Here is a 22,133-nt window from a genome sequence, read left to right as displayed (position 1 = left end):
CAGTCTCCCTATGCGATTGCTGAATTACGTGAAGGTGGGCAAACGTGCCCTGGGTGCCCGCAACGGCGACATGATCGTCGATCTGACTGCGGCAGGCCTGCCTGACAGCGTCGACGCCTTGCTAGCGATGGGGGCCGCTGGCCTGGCCAGGGCGCGAGAAGCCCTAGCAAAAGGCGGCGAAACCACGCCTTTTGCGCAGGCCACGCTGCTGCCGCCGGTACTGAATCCATCAAAGGCGATCGCGGTCGGTCTGAATTACATCGATCATGCGGCCGAGAGCCCCTACAAGGACGCCCCGAAATATCCGGTGCTGTTCCACCGTTTCCCGTCGTCCTGGGTTGCCCATAACGAACCGCTGATCAAGCCGAAGGTGTCGGATCAGTTCGATTACGAAGCCGAGCTGGCCGTGATCATTGGCAAAGCCGGTCGTTATATAGCCAAGGACAAGGCGCTTGATCATGTTGTCGGCTACTCGCTGTTCAACGATGGGTCGGTCCGCGATTACCAGTTCAAGTCGCACCAGTGGATGATCGGCAAGAATTTTGACGCCACGGCGTCCTTCGGGCCGGAACTCGTAACGGCCGACGAATTGCCGCCGGGCGCGGTGGGTCTACAGATCCGGGCGAAGCTGAACGGCCAGGTCATGCAGGATGCCAACACCAAGGACATGATCTTCGACGTGCCGACCCTGGTCAGTACCTGTTCGGAGATTTTCGCCCTGCAGCCGGGCGATATGATCATTTCGGGCACGCCAGCCGGGGTGGGGTTCGCCCGCAAGCCGCAGATATTCATGAAACAGGGCGATGTGATCGAAGTGGAGGTCGAAAAGGTGGGCGTGCTGCGCAACACCATCAGGAACGAGTAACGCGTCGAAAAGAACCAGCTGAGGGAGGAACCACATGATAAGCTTGAAACGCGTCGCTGCCCTGGCAGCGATCGCGGCCGGCAGCCTTGGCCTGATTGCAGGTCCGGCCCAGTCGCAGTCCAATCCCGTGCGTATCGGCAGCACGCTGGCCCTGACCGGCCCGCTCTCGGCTACCGCGCTGGTGCATAAACTCACCGGCGAAATCTATGTCGAAGACCTGAACAAGCGCGGCGGTCTGCTCGGGCGCAAGGTGGAGTGGATCGTCAAGGACGACCAGTCCAAGCCGGAAGTGGCGCGCACCCTCTATGAACAACTCGTCACCGCCGACAAGGTCGACCTGCTCATGGGGCCATACGCGACCGGTGCGATCCTGTCGGCAATGGGCGTGGCGCAACGCTACAACAAGGTACTGATCCATCATACGATGGGCATCCCGTCGCTGGCCAAATACGACATGCATTTCCCAGCCTGGTCGCTGGGTGCCGATCCGGGCGCCACGGTGCCGGCCACCGTATTCGATGGTCTGGCCTCGCTGCCCAAACCGCCGAAAACCATCGCCATCGTCACCAGCAAGTTCCCGTCGCTGCACTTCTTGTCGCTGGGGGCCCGGGAAGTGGCGAAAAAGCGCGGTCTGCAGGAAATCCTGTTCCTCGAATGGGAATTCGGCAATCGCGATTTTGGTCCCATTGCGGCTCGGGTGAAGGATGCCAAGCCGGACGTGGTCTGGATCGGCGACATTGGCCTGGAAGGCAACATGCTGCTCGAGGCCATGAAGAAGATCGATTACGAGCCGCCGCTGCATGTGCATCTCTATCCGGCGCCAGGCCCACTGGCCGCGTCCCCGGAAGGCAAGAACGCGCTGTCGCTGACCATCTTCGAAGAGCACCCGCCTTATACCAACGACCCGGTGGCGGCGCAGTTTGTGAAGACTTTCAACGAACGGGCCAAGGCGGCGGGCCTACCTTACACCAGCGTCGAGACCCAGGCGGCCGCATCGTTCTCGGCCTGGCAGATCCTTGAGGCCGCGGTCAAGGCCACCAACAGCTTCGATGATCGCAAGATGGCCGACTGGCTGAAGAAGAGCCAGGTCAAGACCATCCAGGGTACGCTGCGATTTGATCGGGGCAACAATTTCGGCGACGACCTGATGCGCATGAAGCAGGTGCAGGACGGCAAGTGGGTGACGGTGTGGCCGAAGGAATGGGCCGCACCGGGCACCACCATCCGGACCCAGTAACCCGCCGGATCAGACGAGGCCATTGAAATGATGCTCCCAAGCCTGAACCTTTTGTCGCAGTCCATCCTGTCCGGTTTCTTCATTGGCGGGATGTACGGGATGATCGGTCTGGGCTTGGGCTTATCATGGGGATTGCTGCGGCAAATCAACCTGGCGCATTTCGGCTTCGTTTTTCTGTCTGCCTATATCAGTTACCATGCGGCATCGGTCTGGGGTGTTGATCCCCTGCTGATGCTGCTGGTCCTGCCGCCGGCATTCTTCGGTGTCGGCATGGCGATGCAGTGGGTATTGTCGAAATTCCACATTTCGCCATTCAATTCCCTGCTCGTCACGTTCGGGCTCACGGTGATGATCGAAAGCCTGATCCAGTACATCTGGACGGCCGATTTCCGCAAACTGCAATCCAGTTATGGCGAGGAGAAATTCAAGGTTGTCGGCCTGTTCGTGCCACTGCCGGAATTCCTCACTTTGCTGCTCGCGATCTTCTTCGCCGCTGCATTCTGGGCAGCCATGCGGTTCACCGATCTGGGCAAGGCGATGCGGGCGATGGCGGAAGACGGCCCGATAGCGGCCGCTTTCGGCATCAACCAACGCCTGCTGTCCCTGTTGCTGTCCGGTGCCTGCGTGGCATTGGCATCGGTAGCGGGCGTGTGCTTTGCGCTGACCTTCACCCTGACGCCGACCCAGATTTTCTCCTGGGTGGGCGTGGTTTTCGCCGCCGTGATGCTCGGAGGCTTGGGTAGTGCGCTGGGCCCGCTGGTGGCCGGCATCATCATCGGTGTGAGCGAGGCGATCGCGATGGTGCTGTTCTCGCCCTCCTGGGCGCCCATCGTATCCTTCTCACTGCTGATCCTCATGCTCCTGTTCCGCCCGGGGAAGGCCTAAGATCGTGAATCGTAAAATTGCTTTTGGAATCCTCGGAACAGGTATCGTTCTGGCGTTCCTGCCCTGGATGGGTGCGCCTACTTTTTACGAGTCATTCCTCTACCTGCTGTTTCATTGGGTGATCCTGGCCGTCTCCTGGAACATCCTGTCCGGCTATACCGGCTATTTTTCCTTTGGCCATGGCGCATTCTTTGGCGCCGGCATCTATGCCACCGCCTATCTGGCCGGCAGCATCGGTTGGCCGTTTCTGGCCACCATTCCGGCGGCAGTTTTGGTGGCTGCGGCATTGGGCGTGGCTTTGGGGGCTGTGGTATTCCGGGTGGCCAGTGTACGCGGCGAGCTGTTTGCCTTACTGACGCTTGCGGTCACCTTCGTGCTGGCAACGATTATCCTGAACACACCGATCGACGGAGGGCCGGGTATCTACCTGATCGGGGTCGAAGTTCCGACCCTTGGACCATCGCAGTCATCATCGATTTACATGATGGGGCTGATCGCCTGCATCCTGGCGGTTTTCATATCCTACTGGATCTACGCCTCCAGATTCGGCACCGGTCTGTTTGCCATACATGACGACGAGGACGTGGCCGAGGTGATGGGTGTGCCGACCTATCGCTTCAAGCTGTATGCCCTGGCTATCTCCTGCGGTCTGGCCGGCCTGGCTGGCGGCATTCATGCCGTTTTCGTTTCCTACGTCACCGTGTCGGAAACCTTCTCGATCACCGTGCCGCTCAGCGTGGTGCTGATGAGCATCCTGGGCGGCAGCCGGCACTGGATCGGCCCAGCGGTCGGTGCCGTGCTGATCACCTGTCTGCTGTATTTCTTCACGTCGGGTGATACCGCCATACTGGGCCGGGCTGCGGTCGGTTTCATCCTGGTGGTCGTGATCCTGTTCATGCCGGCTGGTGTTCTGGGACTGGTGTCGGGCTGGCGGCATAACAAGCGTGCTCGCGCCGCTGCCGAGGCGACCGCCAATGCGCAGGCTCATGCGGCCTCGGCAACACCAGTGACGCATCTTCCGGTCCGACGCCTTGTTGCGCGCGAGCCGCTGCTGCAGGTGCGGGGCTTGTCGAAGGCGTTTAGCGGCGTGAAGGCACTCAATGACGTGACGCTGGAGGTCTACAAAGGGGAGATTCTCGGCCTGATCGGCCCGAACGGCTCCGGAAAATCCACCTTCATCAATGTGGTCAGCGGCCACTATAAGCCCACGGCCGGGGAAATCCTGTTTGAGGGGCGCAGCCTTGCCCGGCTTGACGCACATCGCTTTGCCCAGGCTGGCATCGCCCGTACCTACCAGATTCCACGCCCTTTCAGCCACATGACTGTGCTGGAAAACGTCGCCATGGTCGGCATGTTCGGTGGGCAGGGAATGAGCCGGCCTGAAGCGATGCGTGAGGCACAGAGTTTCATCGAATTTGCCGGTTTGTCCCATCGTGCCCATGCGCTGCCTGACGACCTGAATCTGCATCAACGGAAATTCCTCGAGCTTGCGCGCGCCTTGGCGGCTCGGCCCAGACTGCTGCTGCTAGACGAGGTCTTGTCCGGTCTTACGCCCAGCGAGATCAACGAAGCCATCGAGATGATCCAGCGCATCCGCGACCGTGGCACGACCATCGTGTTCGTCGAGCATGTGATGCGCGCGGTGATGGCGCTGACCGACCGGATCGTCGTGCTGAACCACGGTGCCCTTATTGCCCAGGGCGATGCGACGGCTGTGATGAACGAAGAGGCCGTGAAGGCCGCCTATCTCGGAAAAGCCCATGCTTGAGGTGCGCAACCTGAAGGTCGCCTATGGTGCGGCGCCAGCCCTGTGGGATGTCAGTATCCGGGTCGATACCGGGGAACTGGTCTGTGTGGTGGGGCCGAACGGCGCCGGCAAGACGACCCTGATCAACACCATTGCCGGTCTCAGCCGTGCCGCCGGTGGCAGCATCGATTTCCACGGAATGGACGTGACGCGCCTGGCGCCTCATAAATTCTGCGAAGCGGGCATCGCCATCGTGCCGGAGAGCCGGCGTCTGTTCACCGAAATGACGGTGCTGGAGAACCTGGAACTGGGCAGTTATCTGCCTATGGCCAGGGCGCGGCGCCGCGAGACGCTGGAACAGGTCTGCGACCTGTTCCCTGCTGTGCGGCAGAAGTTGTCCATGCCGGCCGGTTCGCTATCGGGCGGTCAGCAGCAAATGGTGGCCATCGGCCGCGCATTGATGGCGCGGCCCAAGCTGCTGCTGCTCGACGAACCCTCGCTTGGCCTCGCGCCTTCTATCGTGATGGACATGTTCGATGCGATCCGCCGCATCAATGCCGATGGCCTGTCGGTCCTGCTGGTTGAGCAGAATGTCAGCATGGCCATGGATATCGCGACCCGGGCCTATGTGCTGGAAGAGGGCCGGATCGTCATGGATGGGCCGGCGCACGATCTGATGCAACGGCCGGAAATCCGCAAAGCCTATCTGGGCCTGGAATGAGGAGCTGCGCTGAGGCTCAGCTGCTTGGCGAGGCCAGTTCGGCCAGCTTGTCGGGGAGATTGATGCAGACACGATCCGCGCTGAGCAGGCTGATGATATTGGCCTTGCGCAGCTTGGTGAAGCAGCGGCTGACCGTCTCGATCGTCAGGCCCAGGTAATCGCCGACCTCGGCGCGGGTCATGGGCAGCAGCAGGGGGGAGGTGGTCATGCCACGGTTTTCCGCCCGTTCCATCTGCAGCAGCAGGAAAGAGGCGATGCGTTCCATCGCCGTCTTGCGGCCCAGCAGCAGGATCTGGTTCTGCGCCGTCTCCAGTTCGATTTCCGCCAGCGACAGCAGACGATGTTCCAGCGTCGGAATGCGCTCCAGCAGTTGCTGGAAATTCCGTTTGGTGAACCGGCAGGCATGCACCTCGGTCAGCGTCTCGGCGCTTAAGGAATATTCCGAACCCGCGCCGAAGCCGAGGAAATCGCCGGCGCTGAGGAACCCGGTGATCTGGCGGCGGCCGTCGGCCATCGACTTGGACAACGCGACGCTGCCGCTGGTGATATTGAAAACGTGGGTCGCCTCGTCGCCTTCATGGAAAATGATCTGCCGCGGCTTCAGCGTCATGCCGGTGGACAATGCCGCGACATCGCACTGTTCCTGCAGGGTCAGCGGTGCGCAGATGGTCAGGCTGCGCGCCGTGCAGTTCACGCAGGGGTCGCTGGTTTTTGCATTTGGAACCTGCCGGTTGGACGGCAGTGGCAGACTATGGACATTGCCCATGGAAACACACCCTCAGACTGGCGCCTATTGTAAGGTGCCGCGCATATCCGCCGGTATACGCAGAAGTACTTAGTTGCGGCGGTGCATGGCCCTGTGCCACCGGGCCAGATCATCCGCCGTCAGACGGACCTGCGCCAGAGGTAAAATTGTCGCATCTTCCCAGGCCAGATGGCGACGCTGGTGCTCGGCAAACGAGCGCAGGCCGGCGCAGAGCGTGAGCAGATCGTCGTCGTCGACCCCGTTTGCCACCTCTTCGCAGCGGTTTGCGAGGCTTATAGCCTGCAGGCGATCCCTTTGATGTTCATCGATCAATTGATCGATGACCTGGTCGAGATCGTCGCCGAGCAGCAGTCGGCGGCGCAGGGCGGGCAGCAGGCCGTTTTCTTCTTCGGCCAGCATGGCCGGGTAATCTTCGCGCAGAAAAGCGGCGATTCCCGGCGCCAGGGCGCGCACCATTGATGGCGCAACATTCGGCAGGGCATTCAGCACGGCGCAGAAAGCGGTCAGGTTGAGCCGCTGGCCGACCAGCATCTCCAGCGGAGATATCGTCTCGCTATCATTCTGCAGGGCGATTAATATCTGCAGCATCGCAGGCGACGGTGCCGGCCGGAGTTGCTGGATATTGCGGGTTGCGTCCATGTCGCCAAGCTAGGGACGCAGGACGCGAGTTGCATTGATCCGGATCAACCCCCGTCGACGCTTCAAGGTTATAGTCCGCGCATGATTGACTGGTCCGCATTTCTCTCTGCCTGCAGTGCCATTGTGCATGGCGATGCCGCTCCCGGCGTTTTTTCCTACGGTTTGCCGATGGGCCTGTTGCTGCTGGGGTTGGTTGGCGGCTTCACTCATTGCGCCGGAATGTGCGGCCCGTTTGTGCTGGCCCAGGTCGGCAACAGGCTGGCCGCCACCGATCTGGCTGCCACGACCCGCCTGACCCGCCTGCAGGGGGTGGCGTTGCTGCCCTATCATCTTGGCCGTGGCACGACCTACGCCGTGCTGGGAGGCATGGCCGGCGGGCTGAGCGGCGGGCTGCAGGGGATTTCCAGTTTCAGCCGGTTACCGGGATTTGCCTTGTCCCTGATGGCGCTGCTGTTCCTGGCGATGGCGGTTTTTCAGTGGGCGCCGCGGGCGGCCTTTGTCGGGAGCGGCGGGCTGTTCGCCGGATGGCAGCGGCTGTTTTCCCCTCTGTTCAGCCGGCCAGTGGGGCTGACCGGCTATATGCTCGGGCTTGGACTGGGTTTCCTGCCTTGCGGCCTGATCTACACCGCGCTGCTAATGGCGGGCGCCAGCGGCGATTGGCGCGTTGGGGCAGCCGGGATGGCAGCCTTCGCCGTCGGCACCATGCCTGCGCTGTTGGCGATCGGCATGCTGGGCGCTGCGGCAGGCCAGAAACTGCGCCGGCAACTGCGCCTGTGGCTGGTGCCGGTACTGCTGTTCAATGCTCTGCTGGCCGGACTGATGGCCTGGCGCTGGTTCGCCGCTTAGATCGCGCCCCGGTTTAGACCACCATATCGCGGTAGGCATGCCAGGTGGCATGCGCCACCAGCGGGAACAGCAGGCCCAGCCCGACGAAGAATGTTGCCAGTCCGACGGCGGTGAACAGCACGATCAGCCCGGCCCACAGGGCCATGGCCTTCGGGTTTCGCAGGACGGCGCGCACGCTCACCACCATCGCGGTGATGACGTCGACATCGCGATCCAGCAGCATCGGCAGGGAAACCACCGACACCGCGAACACGACGGTGGCGAAAGCCCCGCCGATCAACGTGCCGATCACCAGAAACGGCAGGTTCTGCGCCTCGATCAGGTAGAAAGGCACGGCATCCAGCGGAGGAGTTCCGCTGTGAAAATACAGCGCGAACCAGAGGAGGGCAACGCGGGTCCAGGCGAAATGCAGCAGCAGCAGCACAACACCGAAGCTGGCGATCTGCAGAGGCCGGCGCCAGCTCAGCAGCGCGGTCGAGAGGCTGACTGATTCGCCCAGCTGCAGGCGGCGGCTGGTATCATAGAGTCCGATAGCAATCAGCGGAGCAATCAGAAAAAAGCCGCCGGTCATGGGCAGGACCAGATAAGCCAGATCGGCTTCCCACAGGCCGAACACCAGCAGATAGCTGATGATCACCAGGCCTGCACCATAGGACAGGCTGACCTGGGGGGAGCGGGTCATGTCGCGCCAGCCCTGGATAAGCCAGTACCAGGGACGGTCATGTGGGACCTGTCGGACCAGACCGGGCGGATTGACGGGCATCGGTTCGCTTACGCTGATCATGGGCTTCCTCCTGGAGACTTATTGTTTGATTGCCTCCTGCGTCACTGCGCCGCAGTATAGCCTTGATTTCGTTCGGTGGGGAGGGGGTCTGATTGACATGAGTCAATGCCGGTTTAATCAGTCCGGCCGACTATCCCGACGCTGGCGGGGGGACCCCGAATCGCCAGCTGTAATTGCGAGGAATCCATGACAGCCATAGCTGCAGCCCAAACGGGCGCCACTTCGGTCACCGGAGCACGCTCCGAGGCCTATGTAGAGGATGCCGTCCGGGCGTTTGTGATCGCGACGATCTTCTGGGGCGTCGCGGCCTTTGCCGCCGGTGTCTATATCGCCCTCCAACTGGCCTATCCGGTCCTTAACCTGGGCCTGGAATGGACCACCTTCGGCCGGCTGCGGCCGCTGCACACTTCGGCGGCGATCTTCGCCTTCGGCGGCAACGCGCTGCTGGGTACCTCGCTCTATATTGTCCAGCGCACCTGCCGCGCCCGCCTGTTCGGTGGCCCCGCAGTCGCCTGGTTCCTGTTCTTCGGCTACCAGCTTTTCATCGTGCTGGCGGCACTGGGTTATATTTTCGGCATTACCCAGAGCAAGGAATATGCCGAACCGGAATGGTTTGTCGATCTCTGGCTTACCCTGGTCTGGGTGGTCTATCTCGTGGCTTTCGTTGGCACGCTGATGAAGCGTGAGGAGCCGCATATCTATGTGGCGAACTGGTTTTTCGTCGCCTTCATCGTCACCATCGCGATGCTGCATATCGTCAATAACCTGGCGATCCCGGTATCGTTCTTCGGCGCCAAGAGCTACGCCCTGTTCTCGGGTGTGCAGGACGCGCTGATCCAGTGGTGGTACGGCCATAATGCGGTGGGCTTCTTCCTCACCGCCGGCTTCCTGGCGATGATGTACTACTTCATCCCCAAACAGGCGAACCGCCCGGTTTATTCCTACCGCCTGTCGATCGTGCACTTCTGGTCGTTGATCTTCCTCTATATCTGGGCCGGCCCGCACCATCTGCACTACACCGCGCTGCCCGACTGGGCCTCGACGCTGGGCATGGTCTTCTCGGTGATGCTGTGGATGCCGTCCTGGGGCGGCATGATCAACGGTCTGATGACCCTGTCAGGTGCGTGGGACAAGCTGCGTACTGATCCGGCCCTGCGTTTCTCGGTCACGGCCGTCGCTTTCTACGGCATGTCGACCTTCGAAGGCCCGGTGATGTCGATCCGGCAGGTGAACGGTCTCAGCCATTACACCGACTGGACCATCGGTCACGTGCATTCGGGTGCGCTGGGCTGGAACGCCTTCATCACCTTTGGCGCGCTCTACTACCTCGTGCCGGTGCTGTGGAAGCGGGCCGGCCTGTATTCGACCCGCCTGGTGTCCTACCACTTCTGGATCGCCACCATCGGCATCCTGCTCTACATCAGTGCGATGTGGGTCTCGGGCATCATGCAGGGCCTGATGTGGCGCGCCTACGACAATCTCGGCTTCCTGCAGTATTCCTTCGTCGAGACGGTGCAGGCGATGCATCCCTTCTATGTGATCCGTGCTACCGGCGGCCTGCTGTTCCTGACCGGCGCCCTGATCATGGTCTACAACCTGTGGCGTACGGCCCGCGGCGATGTCCGCGATGAAACGCCGATCGTCCGCGCGCCCGCCCAGTCGGCGGCGGCAGAGTAAGGAGAGCCGGACATGGCCTATCGTCACGAAGTCGTCGAGAAGAACTCGATCCTGCTGGTGGTGCTTACCCTGATCACGGTCGCCATCGGCGGCTTGGTCGAGATCGTGCCGCTCTTCACCATCGAGACCACGATTGAACGCGTCCAGGGCATGCGACCCTATTCGCCGCTCGAACTGGCCGGCCGTAACATCTATATCCGCGAGGGCTGCTATGTCTGCCACAGTCAGCAGATTCGCCCCCTGCGCGATGAGGTCGAGCGTTACGGCCATTACAGCCTTGCGGCGGAAAGCATGTATGACCATCCGTTCCAGTGGGGCTCGAAGCGTACCGGTCCGGACCTGGCCCGTGTGGGCGGGAAATACTCCAACGAATGGCATGTCGAGCATCTGAAGGACCCGCGGGCCGTTGTCGCGGAGTCGATCATGCCGCCATACGCCTTCCTGGCCGACAAGCCGTTGCAGTATGCCGACATCGCGGACCATCTGAAGGCACTACGGGTGACCGGCGTGCCGTATAGCGACGATATGATCCAGAACGCGAAGGCGGATCTGGAGGCGCAGACCATGCCGGATGCCGATACCGACGCCGTGGCTGGCCGTTACCCGAAGGCCCGTCTGGGGGACTTCGACGGCAACCCGGCCAAGATCACCGAAATGGATGCCCTGGTCGCTTATCTACAGATGCTTGGCACCCTTGTCGAATTCGACAAGGTGCAGCCTGGCAGCCTCCGCCAGTGAGGAGGCCGTCATGCTAGAGGCCATCTATCCGCATCTGAAATCGTTATGGACGCTGTGGTTCTTCCTGCTGTTCGCCGCCATCATCACCTGGGTGATGTGGCCGTCCAGGCGCAAGGACTGGGAAAGCCGCGGGCAAATCCCGCTGCGCGACGGCGCCCCGCATAACGGCATCGAGAAGGAGTGATCTGATGCCCACCAAGATCGAAAAAGACTCTGTCACCGGCGTTGAAACCACGGGCCATGAGTGGGACGGCATCAAGGAGCTGAATTCGCCCCTGCCGAAGTGGTGGCTGTATGTCTTCTATGCCACCGTGCTGTTCTCGGTGGTGTGGATGGTGCTCTACCCGTCGGTTCCGTATCTGCGCAGCCATTTCGGTGGCGTGCTGGGCTACACCCAACGTGACGACGTCTCCAAGCGCCTGCAGGAAGCCAGCACGGCCCAGGCCCAGTACCGGGACCAGATCGCCAAGCTGGACATCACCGCGGTCAAGGCCGATACCGACCTGAACCGCTTCGCCCTGGCCGGTGGTCGTGTGCTGTTCGCCGAGAACTGCGCGCCCTGTCACCAGTCCGGCGGTACCGGCGCCAAAGGCTACCCCAGTCTGGCTGACGACGACTGGCTGTGGGGTGGCAAGCTGGAGGACATCCAGCTTACCCTCCAGCACGGCATCCGCTCGACCAATGATGACGATACCCGGGTATCGCAGATGCCGCGCTTTCTGGCCGATGGCTTGCTGACCATGCCGCAGGTTCAGGCAGTGGCCCAGCATGTGCTCTCGCTGTCGGGCCTCGACAAACCGAATGCCGAAGGCGCGCAACTGTTCGCCGAGCAATGTGCGTCCTGCCATGGCGAGCAGGGCAAGGGCATGCGTGAGGTTGGCGCCCCCAACCTGACCGACAAGATCTGGCTGTATGGCGGCGACAAGGCTGCCGTGGTGCAGTCGATTGCCTATGCCCGTGCCGGCGTGATGCCGGCTTGGGCCGGACGTCTGGACGACGCCACGATCAAGATGCTGGCGCTGTATGTCCATGCCCTAGGCGGCGGCGAGTAACCGGCAGGCGCAAGGATCACACAAGATGGCACGGCGCAGCGGCAGATTGCCGCTGCGCCTAAACGCCACAGATTAAGTCAGTAGGCGGCGCACTAAATTCCGGAAAAAGGGATCGGGGGGAGATCCGGGATTAAGACCAGCAGCGCATGAGGGTGCGAGTGACCGACATGAACCAGATGGCCCCTGAGACTAAGAATCGCGCCGATGCGATGCTGGGGCTGCTTGCCCCTTCGCTTTATTCCGATCACGTCAAGGTCTATCCACGAGCCGTTTCCGGCCGCTTCCGCAATATCAAATGGGCGATCCTGATCGCCTGCCTAGCGGTCTACTATATCGCACCCTGGATCCGCTGGGATCGCGGCCCGAATGCTCCCGATCAGGCCCTCTTGCTGGATATGGCCGGGCGGCGCGGTTATTTCTTCTGGATCGAAATCTGGCCGCAGGAAGTATACTACCTCACCGGCCTGCTGATCCTGGGCGCCGTCGCCCTGTTCCTGGCCACCGCTTTGTTCGGTCGCGTCTGGTGCGGCTATACCTGCCCGCAGACGGTCTGGACCGACCTGTACATGCTGGTCGAGCGCTGGATCGAAGGCGACCGCAATGCCCGCATCAAGCTGGACCAGCAACCTCTGAGCCTGAACAAGGCCTGGCGCAAGGTCGCCAAGCATACGGTCTGGCTGGTGATCGCCGCAGCCACCGGCGGCGCTTGGATCATGTATTTCCAGGATGCGCCGACGGTGACGCGTGAAATATTCACCGGCGAAGCTTCGGGCGGCACGTACTTCTTCTTTGGCCTGTTCACCGGCACCACCTATCTGCTGGCCGGTTGGGCGCGCGAGCAGGTCTGCACCTATATGTGCCCCTGGCCGCGCTTCCAGGCCGCGATGCAGGACGAGCATACCCTGGCGGTGACCTATCAGGGCTGGCGCGGTGAGACCCGTGGCAAGCACAAGGCGGGTGAAAGCTGGGAAGGGCGTGGCGACTGCGTCGATTGCCGGGCCTGCGTGAATGTCTGCCCCACCGGCATCGACATCCGCGACGGCATGCAGCTCGAATGCATCGGCTGCGGCCTGTGCATTGATGCCTGCGACGAGATCATGACCAAGGTGGGTCGGCCCCAGCGGCTGATCGATTTCGTGTCGATCGCCAACCTCGATCGCCGCGCCAACAAACTGCCTGCCATCCTCAAACTGTTGCGCACCCGCACCGTGATCTACGCAGCCATGCTGGCACTGGTGGTAGCGATCATGGCCGGCACACTGCTTACCCGCTCGAGCTGGGAGATGAACGTACTGCACGACCGTGCGCCGCTTTATGTCACCCTGTCCGACGGTTCTCTGCGGAACGGTTATACCGTCAAACTGCTCAACAAGACGCGCGATGAGCACAGGCTTTACCTGACCATCGAGGGCATACCGCAAGCCACCATGTTCATGGCTGGCGAAGGCGACGAGCCGGCCACCCGGCTGCCGTTGCTGGTGCAGCCCGACAATGTGGGTGAATACCGGGTCTTTGTGAAGGCGCCCCGCCCGGTGATCAAGGAATCCTCGACCACCCTGCGCTTCCATGTCGTGGACGAGCAGGGGCAACGGCTGACCGGCTACAAATCCACCTTTAACGCCCCGAATTGATGCTTCCAGGTCGCACGGAGTCGCTATAATGGCCATTGCCATGGCACAGAAACCATCTTCACCGCGCGGGCGCTGGATTCCCTGGCTGTTCGTGGGCGGCTTTGCCGTCGTGATCGCTGTTAACACGACGCTGATTATCTATGCCACCGACACATTCAGCGGGCTGGTCGTCGAGCATCCCTACAAGAAGGGGCTTGCCTATAACCAGACCAAGGCGCAGATCGATGCCCAGACCCGCCTGGGCTGGCAGTATGCAGTATCGGCGGTGCCGGCTGGCGATACGGTCACCATCGAAGTCCGCTGGACGGATGCCGGCAAGGCGCCGTTGGATGGGCTCGCGCTGGAAGGCGAATTGCAGCGCCCGGTCGAGAACATGGCGCCGGTGCGCATTGGTTTCGAGGCGGTTGGCGCCGGTCGGTACCGCAGCCAGGTGCAACTGCCCAAGCAGGGGGCCTGGGACCTGCATCTTTCCGCGCGTCGTGGCGGCGAGGAATTCTCGGGCGCCGAACGGTTGCTGATCCGCTGAGCAGCCAATGGCGCTGGTGGCATTGTCGTCCGACGCAGCCCTTCCGCAGGCGAATGCCGCGGCGCTATGCGCCCATTGCGGCGCGCCGGTTGTGGGCAAGGTTGAGGATGGCAAGCCGGCTTTCTGCTGCAGTGGCTGTGCCGGTGCCCATGCCCTGATCAAGGGGCTGGGGCTGGAACGCTATTACGCCTTGCGCGACGCGGTCGCGCCAACGCCGGCCGATGCTGAAGCCGCGGATTGGCAGGAATTCGTCCAGAGCGGAAACGATGGCGCCTGCCGTGTCGAATTCCTGGTTGAAGGCATGCATTGCGCCGCCTGCCTGTGGCTGATCGAACAGGCTCTGCGGGCGCAGCCAGGCGTGCAGCAGGCAAGGCTATCAGCAAGCACCCGCCGCCTGACCCTGACCTGGAAAGGCGCGGCAGGGCGGGTCAACGATCTGGCCGGCATCGTCACGCGTCTGGGCTACCGCTGCCTGGGACTCACCTCCGATGCGGCCGAAAAGATCGGCAGCGCCGAAGAACGCGATCTGCTGCGGGCCATGGCAGTGGCTGGGTTCGCCGCCGCCAATATCATGCTGTTGTCGGTGTCGGTGTGGTCGGGGCATGTCGGCGAAATGGGCTTCGCCACCCGCGACCTGTTCCACGCGATTTCCGCCCTGATCGCCATTCCGGCCATCGCTTATGCTGGCCGGCCTTTCTATCGCTCGGCTTTCGCCGTTCTGCGTCAGGGTCGCACCAATATGGATGTGCCGATCACCATCGGTGTCATGCTGGCGGTGGCCGTCAGCTTGGCCGAGATGCTGCGCTCCGGGCCGCACGCCTATTTCGATGCCGCCGTCACTCTGCTGTTCTTCCTGCTGGTGGGCCGCTATCTCGATCTGCGGGCGCGCGGCTTCGCCCGCCGCACCGCGCAAAGACTGGTGGCCTGGACCGCCAAGCCGGTCTCGGTGCTGACCAAAACCGGTATCATGCAGCGCCCCGCCCATCTCGTTGCGGTGGACGACCGTGTTCTGGTTGCCGCCGGCGAACGGGTGCCGGTGGATGGAATGGTGGTCGAAGGTCGCTCGGCGCTGGATGCCAGTCTGATCAACGGTGAAACCCTGCCTCAGCCGGCCGAGGCCGGCACCCATGTCTTCGCCGGCGCGATCAACCTGGAAGCACCGCTGACCCTGCGCGTGACCGCCGTGGGCAGCGCCACTTTGCTGGGTGAGATCGCCCGCTTGATGGAAGCTGCCGAACAAGGCCGGGATCGTTACGTGCGCCTGGCCGAACGGGTGGCACGCTGGTATGCGCCAGTGGTGCACGTTACGGCTTTGTTGAGTTTCCTGGGCTGGGTTTTCATCGGCGATGCCGACTGGCGCAGCGCCATGCTGATCGCTGCCGCCGTGCTGATCATCACCTGCCCCTGTGCACTGGCACTTGCCGTACCGGTGGTACAGGTGGTGGCCAGCAGCCGGCTGATGCGTCGGGGTATCCTGCTCAAATCCGCCACGGCGCTGGAGCGGGCTGCGCCCATCGACACCATCGTGTTCGACAAGACCGGTACGCTAACACTTGGCCAGCCGAGTGTGCTGGAAGAAGACATTGGGGACGTCGAAAGCCTGCGCCTTGCCGCCACGCTCGCAACACGTAGCCGGCATCCGCTCTGCAAGGCTCTGCTGAAAGCCTGTAGCGATGCCATCCCGGCCGATGGGGTCGAGGAATTGCCCGGGCAGGGTCTGCGGCTGCAGACGGCCGAAGGCGAAATCCGCCTTGGCAATGCCCGCTTTGCCGGAGTCACTGTCCTGCCTGCCGACGGCTATTCGGAATTGTGGATGGTTCGACCCGGTCATGCGGCGAGCCGGTTCCGTTTCCGCGACACTCTGCGCAGCGATGCCGCTGTGGTGGTCGATGCTTTGCGCCGGAAGGGCTACCGATTAGCAATCCTGTCTGGCGATCACGCCGCGGCTGTGTCTGCCGTGGCGGATCAGCTTGGCATTCCCGACTGGAAGGCCGGTATCGATCCGCGCGGCAAAGCGGCGGCCATCGCGGCCCTGAAACAGCAGGGGCGGTATGTGTTGATGGTGGGCGATGGGCTGAACGATGCCGTGGCGCTGGCCGAGGCCGATGCTTCGCTCTCGCCCTCGTCAGGCCTCGATATCGCGCAGAATGCCGCCGATGCAGTCTTCCAGGGCGAGAAACTCGCCGCGGTGCCGGAATTCCTGGCGGTGGCGCGCCGCAGCCGCAGCCTGGCCCAGCAGAATCTGGCGCTGGCTTTAATCTACAATATGTTCGCCGTACCGCTGGCGATTGCCGGCATGGTCACGCCGCTGATCGCGGCTATTGCCATGTCGAGTTCGTCTATCCTAGTGGTAGGGAATGCGTTGCGGCTTGATCTGCGCCGGCGCAGGGAGGTGGCATGACGATCCTGCTGTTTCTGATCCCGGCTGCGCTGGGCCTGGGCCTGCTGGGCATGTTTGCTTTCCTCTGGGCGCTGAAATCCGGCCAGATGGACGATCTGGAAGGCGCCGGACGGCGTGTGCTGTTCGACGATGCCGATGCTGAATTGCGTGAAAGGAGCAAGGAATGAACGAGAAAATCATGACCGTGATGGGCTATTGGGTGATTGCCGCGCTGGTGACCGTGCTGGGCCTATTGGGCATCGTGCTGGCAGCAGGGGCGCGGGATGGCGGCATGCAGGCTTTCGGCCTGGCGCTGGCAGCGTTCGCCGTGTTTTATGATTTCTGGGCGATCAACCGCAGCCACGAAGAAGACGAAGCTTGATCCGGCCCTCGCCATTAAAAAGAAGCGCCCCGCACGGCATGACCGGCGGGGCGAGGGGGTACTGGCGGGGGGAAATGCCTGCTCAACAGACCTCGTTGTTGAACAGCGACACTGGCTGGCGCGCACCGTAATTCGCTGTCAGCGCGGTCATCGCACCGGTACTGCCATAACCTGAACCAAGCTGGCTCTGCTTGGTGGCGCCGCGGATCACGGCATCAAGCAGCATCTTGTTGGCATCGCGCGCCGTGCGCACGACAATCTCGTTGCGCTTGCCGATCTCGCGCATCTCGCTCAAAAGGGATTTGAGTTTATCCCGGTCCTTTTCCGGCGCACCATGCAGGGCATCCGGATGTTGCTTCAGCACTTTCTGCTTATCGCGCAGTAGGCCTGCTATGATGCGCTTCTGTTCGGTCGTGCGGGGCAGGTCAGCGTAATCGTGTCGCTCCAGCATCACCGTTTCCTGCTGCATGATGTCTTTGAGCTGGATCACCAGGTCGCTAAGTTCCGTCACGGTGGGTGGCACGGCACCCACGCCGCAATTGTCGGCCGGGCGTGGGGCTGCCTCGATGCCCATGCGCTGCGCCCCACGGGCGGGCATGCCCTGCATGCGATGGTTAGCGGGCTGCTGCTTATTCATGATTGCGCCTCCTGCATTTTCAGCATCTGGTCATAGACCATGTCCGCGATGCCGATGCCGCGACCGCGGGCCATTTCGCGGCCATACTGGTCGTTCAGGAATGAACGCCATGTGGCCTCGGCCTGGCCGCCACCCATCAGTCCGTCGGTCTTCAGGTCCTTCGACATGAACTCGAAGAACTGGGTGAGGAAGAAGGCCTCGAAATCCTGCGCTGTCTTGGCCGCATCGCCGGTCTTACGCTGCCCGGCTTGGGCAGACAGGCGTTCGCTGCGCGCCTGGTCGATGGCGTAGGAATGGATGGCGGGCGATGAAACGAGGGCGGTCATCACATCACCTGGATTTCAGCCTGTAGGGCGCCAGCGGCCTTGATCGCCTGCAGGATGGTGATCATGTCGCGCGGACCGACACCCAGGGCATTCAGGCCATCGACCAATTCCTGCAGCGACACACCACGGCGCAGAATGCCCAGGCGGCGGTCGGCCTGTTCATCGACCTCGATTTCGGTGCGCGGCACCACCACGGTCTGTGCGCCGCCGCCGATCTGGCCGGGTACGGTGGGCGTGCCGGTGCCGGGCACGGCCTGGGTGATGGTGTCGAAGACGAAGTTGCCTGACGCATCCTTCACGGGCTGGCCGTCGGGACCGATGCGCGGAACCTGCACGGTGCCGGTCGTGGGCGAGGTGCCGGCGATGCCGGCCACGCCGACCGGGCCCGGCGCGAACGGGTTCGGCTGCGAGACCTGAGGCGTTTCGGTGATGCGCACGGTGAGCGAACCCTGTGCGATGGCGACGGTGTCGATGCGCACATTCGGGCCCATCACGATGGTGCCGGAACGCTCGTCGATGATCACGCGCGCCATCTGGTCGGTTTCCACCTGCAACTGCTCGACCTCGGTCATGAAACCGATGATGTCACGGCGGAAACGCTCGGGGATGTCGATATGCACCGTGCTGGGATCCAGCGCGCGCGCGGTCGGCACGCCGGCCAGCGTGGAGACCGCCTGGCTGATGCGACGTGCGGTGGTCAGATCCGGATTCTTCAGGGCCAGCCGCAGGACAGGCAACGAGGCCAGTTCGAATCCGACCTCGCGCTCCACGATGGCGCCGTTGGCGATGCGGCCGGATGTCGGCACGCCGCGGGTGATCTGGGCGGCGGCGCCCTGGGCGCGGAAACCACTGATCGCGATGGCGCCCTGGGCCACGCCGTAAACCTCGCCATCGGCGCCGAGAAGCGGTGTAACCAGCAGGGTACCGCCCTGCAGGCTCTTGGCATCGCCCATGGTCGATACGTTCACATCGATGCGGCTGCCATGCCGGGCGAAGGGGGGCAGGGAGGCCGTCACCATCACGGCGGCAAGATTCTGGGTGCGGAAGGTGCCGGCATCGCGGATGTTGACGCCGAAGCGTTCCAGCATGGCTTGCAGGCTCTGGCGGGTGAAGGGTGCGTTGGTCAGGCTGTCGCCGGTGCCGTCCAGGCCGACCACCAGGCCATAACCGACCAGCATGTTGTCGCGGATACCTTCGAAGTCGGCGATGTCCTTGATGCGGGAGCCGGCCTGGGCCGTGCCTGTCAGTACGGCCAGCAGCAGGCCACAGGTCAGGGCCGCCTGGGCCAGGCGACGCAGCAGGGTCTGGAACCGATCATGGGCGAAGCTGGACATTTCGCATCTTCCTTCACACTTGCGGCCCTGAAGGCCGTTTCTCGCCATGAAGTATGCGAAGGCCATGCCAATGGTTAATCTATTGAAATAAAAGGATTTTGATTGCCACGGGGATGCTGATGCGGCAAAAAATGCCGGCTTTACCCGGTCAGTCTTATCAGGCACCATGCAGCACGTAACGGATCGCAAATCCCATGAGCATAAACAAAGTCAAAGGTCCAGGCGGCATCGCCCCGGGGGCCCCGAAACGTACGACCAGCAGCGGCGGCGCTGGCGGCGCCAATTTCGCCAGCCTGCTAAAAGGCGCCGAGAAGCCGACCGGCCAGGTTGCCCAGACCGCGCCTGTGGCCGCCCTGGATGCCATGCTGGCGATCCAGGCGGTTGATGAGCAGGGCGGTGGTCGGCAGAACCGGCAGCGGGCCTTCCGCCGTGGCTCCACGTTGTTGGAAAAACTCGACGAAATCCGCCACGGGCTGCTGGAGGGCCGGATGCCGGCGGCCCGGTTGCAGGCCCTGGCCCAGGCGCTGCGCAACGAAAAAATGGCCATTGAGGACCCGCAACTGGCCGAAGTGGTGGCTGAAATCGAGCTTCGCTGCGAAGTCGAGTTGGCCAAGCTGGGCCTCTGAATCGGGTGCTCCGGCACCGGACGTTTCACGATTTTTTCAAAAAATCAAAGGCTTCCAACAGGTTCTCTGGCCTTGCTCCGGGCCGGGCCGATTCATATACTCCCGCGCGCCGCGGCCGGGGGTCCCGGAGTCGCCGCGGCGCCTGGAGGGTCTCGTACATGGGTATCCAATTGAAGGCGAATTATCGGCCGACCGAGAGTGAGGCCTTCATGAACCCGCGCATGAAGGAATACTTCCGCCGCAAGCTGCTGGCCTGGAAGGAAGAAATTCTGCGGGAATCGAATCAAACCCTGCAACACCTGCAGGAGGACACAACCCAGGAGCCGGATATCGCCGATCGCGCCTCGACCGAGACGGATCGTGCCTTGGAACTCCGCACCCGTGATCGCCAGCGCAAGTTGATCTCCAAGATCGATGCGGCGCTGAAGCGGATCGAGGATGGGTCATATGGCTATTGCGAGGAAACCGGAGAACCGATCTCGCTTAAACGCCTCGAAGCCCGTCCGATTGCTACCTTGTCGATCGAGGCCCAGGAGCGTCACGAACGCCGTGAGCGCACCCATCGCGACGACATATAGGACATAGCTGTCTACTAAATGACGAAAAGGCCGGTCTTCTGACCGGCCTTTTGCGTTTTACGCCCCTGGCATTTTGCCGCGGATCGCCTCCTGTGATCCTGACGCACTTTCTGGCGCGCCCACGTCGCGGGCGGGGCATGCACCTCCGTTTAGAACGGGGAGATGATGTCGAAGATCTGCTGACCCCAGCGACCCTGCTGCACGTCGGTCAGCTGACCGCGACCGCCATACGAGATGCGGGCTTCGGCCATCTGGGTGTGCACGATCGTATTGGTCGCCGTGATGTCTTCCGGCCGGACGATGCCCTTGATCAGCAATTCGCGGATTTCGTTGTTCACGCGTATTTCCTGGCGACCCTGTACCACCATGTTGCCGTTCGGCAGGATCTGGGTAACCAGAGCCGCGACGCTGAGCGTGATCTGCTCCTGACGATTGATCTGGCCCTGGCCCTGGACGCCCGATGTCGAGTTCATACCCACTAGGTTGTCCACGTCGGCACCATTGAAGATGCGTTCGATCGCGCCGCCCGCGGCTTCGAGGCCGAGGAAGTTTGGCAGGCCGGCGGATTCTTTGTTGTTGCGCGAGGTCGAGGAGTTGTTCTGAATCTGGGCGCGTTCCTGGATGTTGATATTGACGGTCAGGATGTCGCCCACCTTGGTGGCGCGCGGATCCTTGAAGAACTGCCGCGCACCCGGCCGCCACAGCGAATTGGCATGGCGCGGCGTCACTTCCGGCGCCGGCATCGGCAGGCTGACGGCACGATAGTCACGCGCTTCCGACGGATTGCCGATCTTGCTCAACGGCGGTGCACCGCCGACATCGGCCAAGCGGCCGATATTGGCGCAGGCACCCATGGTGACAGCAAGCCCGGCGACAGCGACGAGGCGTAGCAGGCCGGTGAAGGGGGTGGAGGTCAGGCGGAGCATGGCGATTATCCTCTTTGCTCGGCGATCTTCAGTTGGTGACGACGATGCTGGGAGCGGTGATGACCTGAACCTGGTTCATGCCGATCACGGTCGCCTGCACGGTCTTTTTGCTCTGCAGGTTCATCACCTGGATCACATCACCCAGGCTGCCGGCCTCGATGGCGCGGCCGGTGGTGGTGATGGTGAGGCCTGGGGCCTGGGCCACCATGGTGACCAAGCCATTCTTGGTGATGACTTCCGGCTTGCCGATATCGGCGCTGCGCAGCGGTCGGCCGGCGGCGAGCGGCCGACGCGGGGTCTGGCCGATCAGGTCTTCTACCCGGTCGATGTAGCCGCCGCCATAGCGGCCCGCAGGAACCTTCACCCATTCGATATCGGACTTTGTGATGGTTTCGCCGGCCGCCACGCGGTTCTTCAGCACGGGCAGGGATTCCACGGCCTGGGCGCGGCCGGTGAACCGAACGCCCTCGCTGCGGCCCGGCGTGGTCAGGGATGCGAGGAAACGGCCGCTGCGCGAGTCGAAGGAAAAGCTTTCTACCTGCAGCACAGCCTGACCGGCGGCTGGCACTTCGATGATGTTGTCCATGCCGTGGAAATGGATTTCCACAGGCTGGCCGCCGTTTCGCTGCTGTACCAGTTCGGCGATCCGGCGGGCCACCTCGCGTTCGCCGATAATCCGGCCTGCACCACCGCCCATCGAGGCGATCTGGGTTTGCGCCGCAGCCGGATGCATAACCGCAACTGGCAGGGTGAGGGCGGCGGTGGCGAGACCGGCGAGGAGGATGGTGCGAAGCGGGGCCATGGCGGATCTCCGTTGGGCGTGTCAGGTC

At 62.6% G+C, this 22,133-nt stretch carries 25 protein-coding genes; 17 read left to right on the top strand and 8 right to left on the bottom strand.

From position 1 onward, the window contains the following. Positions 1–10 precede the first annotated feature (10 nt). The 5 genes from ACK4FJ_RS01620 to ACK4FJ_RS01600 all read left to right on the top strand — a co-directional run bounded on the left by ACK4FJ_RS01620 (position 11) and on the right by ACK4FJ_RS01600 (position 5,455). A complete protein-coding gene (locus ACK4FJ_RS01620; RefSeq protein ID WP_409763027.1) occupies positions 11–865 on the top strand; it encodes a fumarylacetoacetate hydrolase family protein in 855 nt (284 codons plus the stop codon). A gap of 34 nt (positions 866–899) precedes the next feature. Then, on the top strand, positions 900–2,102 hold the full coding sequence (locus ACK4FJ_RS01615) for an amino acid ABC transporter substrate-binding protein (RefSeq protein ID WP_409763024.1): 1,203 nt from the start codon (positions 900–902) through the stop codon (positions 2,100–2,102). A 27-nt stretch (positions 2,103–2,129) separates the two neighbouring features. Then, entirely contained in the window at positions 2,130–2,987 is an 858-nt protein-coding gene (locus ACK4FJ_RS01610; RefSeq protein WP_409763021.1) for a branched-chain amino acid ABC transporter permease, read from the top strand. Between the two features lie 67 nt (positions 2,988–3,054). Next, entirely contained in the window at positions 3,055–4,755 is a 1,701-nt protein-coding gene (locus tag ACK4FJ_RS01605; protein ID WP_409763018.1) for an ABC transporter permease subunit, read from the top strand. Beyond that, a complete protein-coding gene (locus ACK4FJ_RS01600; RefSeq protein WP_409763015.1) occupies positions 4,748–5,455 on the top strand; it encodes an ABC transporter ATP-binding protein in 708 nt (235 codons plus the stop codon). Before ACK4FJ_RS01605 ends, ACK4FJ_RS01600 begins: the two co-directional genes overlap by 8 nt. A 16-nt stretch (positions 5,456–5,471) precedes the next feature. Here the strand turns inward: ACK4FJ_RS01600 and ACK4FJ_RS01595 are convergent, their stop codons facing one another. Then, on the bottom strand, positions 5,472–6,221 hold the full coding sequence (locus ACK4FJ_RS01595) for a Crp/Fnr family transcriptional regulator (protein WP_409763012.1): 750 nt from the start codon (positions 6,219–6,221) through the stop codon (positions 5,472–5,474). Positions 6,222–6,290: 69 nt separating this feature from the next. Continuing rightward, positions 6,291–6,752 (bottom strand): hemerythrin domain-containing protein, encoded by a 462-nt coding sequence (locus ACK4FJ_RS01590; RefSeq protein ID WP_409763009.1) that lies wholly within the window; start codon positions 6,750–6,752, stop codon positions 6,291–6,293. Between the two features lie 81 nt (positions 6,753–6,833). Here ACK4FJ_RS01590 and ACK4FJ_RS01585 point away from each other — a divergent pair, with 81 nt between their 5' ends. Continuing rightward, positions 6,834–7,706 (top strand): sulfite exporter TauE/SafE family protein, encoded by an 873-nt coding sequence (locus ACK4FJ_RS01585; protein WP_409763006.1) that lies wholly within the window; start codon positions 6,834–6,836, stop codon positions 7,704–7,706. A 13-nt stretch (positions 7,707–7,719) separates the two neighbouring features. On the opposite strand, the gene ACK4FJ_RS01580 is transcribed toward ACK4FJ_RS01585, so the two are convergent. Next, positions 7,720–8,490 carry a DUF2189 domain-containing protein gene (locus tag ACK4FJ_RS01580; protein WP_409763003.1) on the bottom strand — a complete coding sequence of 257 codons (771 nt, stop codon included), beginning with the start codon at positions 8,488–8,490 and terminating at the stop codon, positions 7,720–7,722. Between the two features lie 186 nt (positions 8,491–8,676). Between ACK4FJ_RS01580 and ccoN the strand changes: the two genes are divergently transcribed. The 9 genes from ccoN to ACK4FJ_RS01535 all read left to right on the top strand — a co-directional run bounded on the left by ccoN (position 8,677) and on the right by ACK4FJ_RS01535 (position 16,876). Beyond that, positions 8,677–10,167 carry a cytochrome-c oxidase, cbb3-type subunit I gene (gene ccoN, locus ACK4FJ_RS01575; RefSeq protein ID WP_409763000.1) on the top strand — a complete coding sequence of 497 codons (1,491 nt, stop codon included), beginning with the start codon at positions 8,677–8,679 and terminating at the stop codon, positions 10,165–10,167. 12 nt (positions 10,168–10,179) lie between these two features. Continuing rightward, a complete protein-coding gene (ccoO, locus tag ACK4FJ_RS01570; RefSeq protein ID WP_409762997.1) occupies positions 10,180–10,905 on the top strand; it encodes a cytochrome-c oxidase, cbb3-type subunit II in 726 nt (241 codons plus the stop codon). A 10-nt stretch (positions 10,906–10,915) separates the two neighbouring features. After that, on the top strand, positions 10,916–11,089 hold the full coding sequence (locus ACK4FJ_RS01565) for a cbb3-type cytochrome oxidase subunit 3 (RefSeq protein WP_409762994.1): 174 nt from the start codon (positions 10,916–10,918) through the stop codon (positions 11,087–11,089). A gap of 4 nt (positions 11,090–11,093) precedes the next feature. Next, positions 11,094–11,957: a cytochrome-c oxidase, cbb3-type subunit III gene (ccoP, locus tag ACK4FJ_RS01560; RefSeq protein WP_409762991.1), complete on the top strand. Its 864-nt coding sequence runs from the start codon at positions 11,094–11,096 to the stop codon at positions 11,955–11,957. A gap of 167 nt (positions 11,958–12,124) precedes the next feature. Continuing rightward, entirely contained in the window at positions 12,125–13,588 is a 1,464-nt protein-coding gene (ccoG, locus tag ACK4FJ_RS01555) for a cytochrome c oxidase accessory protein CcoG (RefSeq protein ID WP_409764860.1), read from the top strand. A gap of 40 nt (positions 13,589–13,628) precedes the next feature. Continuing rightward, on the top strand, positions 13,629–14,114 hold the full coding sequence (locus tag ACK4FJ_RS01550; protein ID WP_409762988.1) for a FixH family protein: 486 nt from the start codon (positions 13,629–13,631) through the stop codon (positions 14,112–14,114). Positions 14,115–14,121: 7 nt separating this feature from the next. Beyond that, complete coding sequence (locus tag ACK4FJ_RS01545; protein ID WP_409762985.1) at positions 14,122–16,515, top strand: heavy metal translocating P-type ATPase; 2,394 nt, start codon at positions 14,122–14,124, stop codon at positions 16,513–16,515. Next, positions 16,512–16,682 (top strand): cbb3-type cytochrome oxidase assembly protein CcoS, encoded by a 171-nt coding sequence (gene ccoS, locus ACK4FJ_RS01540; RefSeq protein WP_409762982.1) that lies wholly within the window; start codon positions 16,512–16,514, stop codon positions 16,680–16,682. The genes ACK4FJ_RS01545 and ccoS overlap by 4 nt, the downstream gene beginning before the upstream one ends. Beyond that, positions 16,679–16,876, top strand: coding sequence for a hypothetical protein (locus tag ACK4FJ_RS01535; RefSeq protein WP_409762979.1), 198 nt, complete (start codon positions 16,679–16,681; stop codon positions 16,874–16,876). Before ccoS ends, ACK4FJ_RS01535 begins: the two co-directional genes overlap by 4 nt. Before the next feature lie 82 nt (positions 16,877–16,958). Here the strand turns inward: ACK4FJ_RS01535 and ACK4FJ_RS01530 are convergent, their stop codons facing one another. The 3 genes from ACK4FJ_RS01530 to ACK4FJ_RS01520 are packed head-to-tail and all read right to left on the bottom strand — an operon-like array spanning position 16,959 to position 19,173. Next, positions 16,959–17,513, bottom strand: a complete 555-nt coding sequence (locus ACK4FJ_RS01530) for a hypothetical protein (RefSeq protein WP_409762976.1) — start codon at positions 17,511–17,513, stop codon at positions 16,959–16,961. Then, positions 17,510–17,839 carry a rod-binding protein gene (locus ACK4FJ_RS01525; RefSeq protein ID WP_409762973.1) on the bottom strand — a complete coding sequence of 110 codons (330 nt, stop codon included), beginning with the start codon at positions 17,837–17,839 and terminating at the stop codon, positions 17,510–17,512. Before ACK4FJ_RS01525 ends, ACK4FJ_RS01530 begins: the two co-directional genes overlap by 4 nt. Further along, the gene (locus tag ACK4FJ_RS01520; protein WP_409762970.1) at positions 17,839–19,173 is read right to left on the bottom strand and encodes a flagellar basal body P-ring protein FlgI; all 1,335 of its coding nucleotides are present in this window, start codon (positions 19,171–19,173) and stop codon (positions 17,839–17,841) included. The genes ACK4FJ_RS01525 and ACK4FJ_RS01520 overlap by 1 nt, the downstream gene beginning before the upstream one ends. Positions 19,174–19,367: 194 nt before the next feature. Between ACK4FJ_RS01520 and ACK4FJ_RS01515 the strand changes: the two genes are divergently transcribed. Then, entirely contained in the window at positions 19,368–19,799 is a 432-nt protein-coding gene (locus ACK4FJ_RS01515; RefSeq protein WP_409762967.1) for a flagellar assembly protein FliX, read from the top strand. A 158-nt stretch (positions 19,800–19,957) separates the two neighbouring features. After that, entirely contained in the window at positions 19,958–20,377 is a 420-nt protein-coding gene (gene dksA, locus ACK4FJ_RS01510; RefSeq protein WP_409762964.1) for an RNA polymerase-binding protein DksA, read from the top strand. Between the two features lie 149 nt (positions 20,378–20,526). Here dksA and flgH read toward each other — a convergent pair whose 3' ends face one another. After that, on the bottom strand, positions 20,527–21,303 hold the full coding sequence (gene flgH, locus ACK4FJ_RS01505) for a flagellar basal body L-ring protein FlgH (RefSeq protein WP_409762961.1): 777 nt from the start codon (positions 21,301–21,303) through the stop codon (positions 20,527–20,529). 28 nt (positions 21,304–21,331) lie between these two features. Then, complete coding sequence (gene flgA, locus ACK4FJ_RS01500) at positions 21,332–22,105, bottom strand: flagellar basal body P-ring formation chaperone FlgA (protein WP_409762958.1); 774 nt, start codon at positions 22,103–22,105, stop codon at positions 21,332–21,334. Positions 22,106–22,133: the final 28 nt, after the last annotated feature.

The organism is Ferrovibrio sp. (genome assembly GCF_046297595.1).
GTDB lineage: Bacteria > Pseudomonadota > Alphaproteobacteria > Ferrovibrionales > Ferrovibrionaceae > Ferrovibrio.
This window is presented reverse-complemented; position numbering and strand designations above follow the sequence as displayed.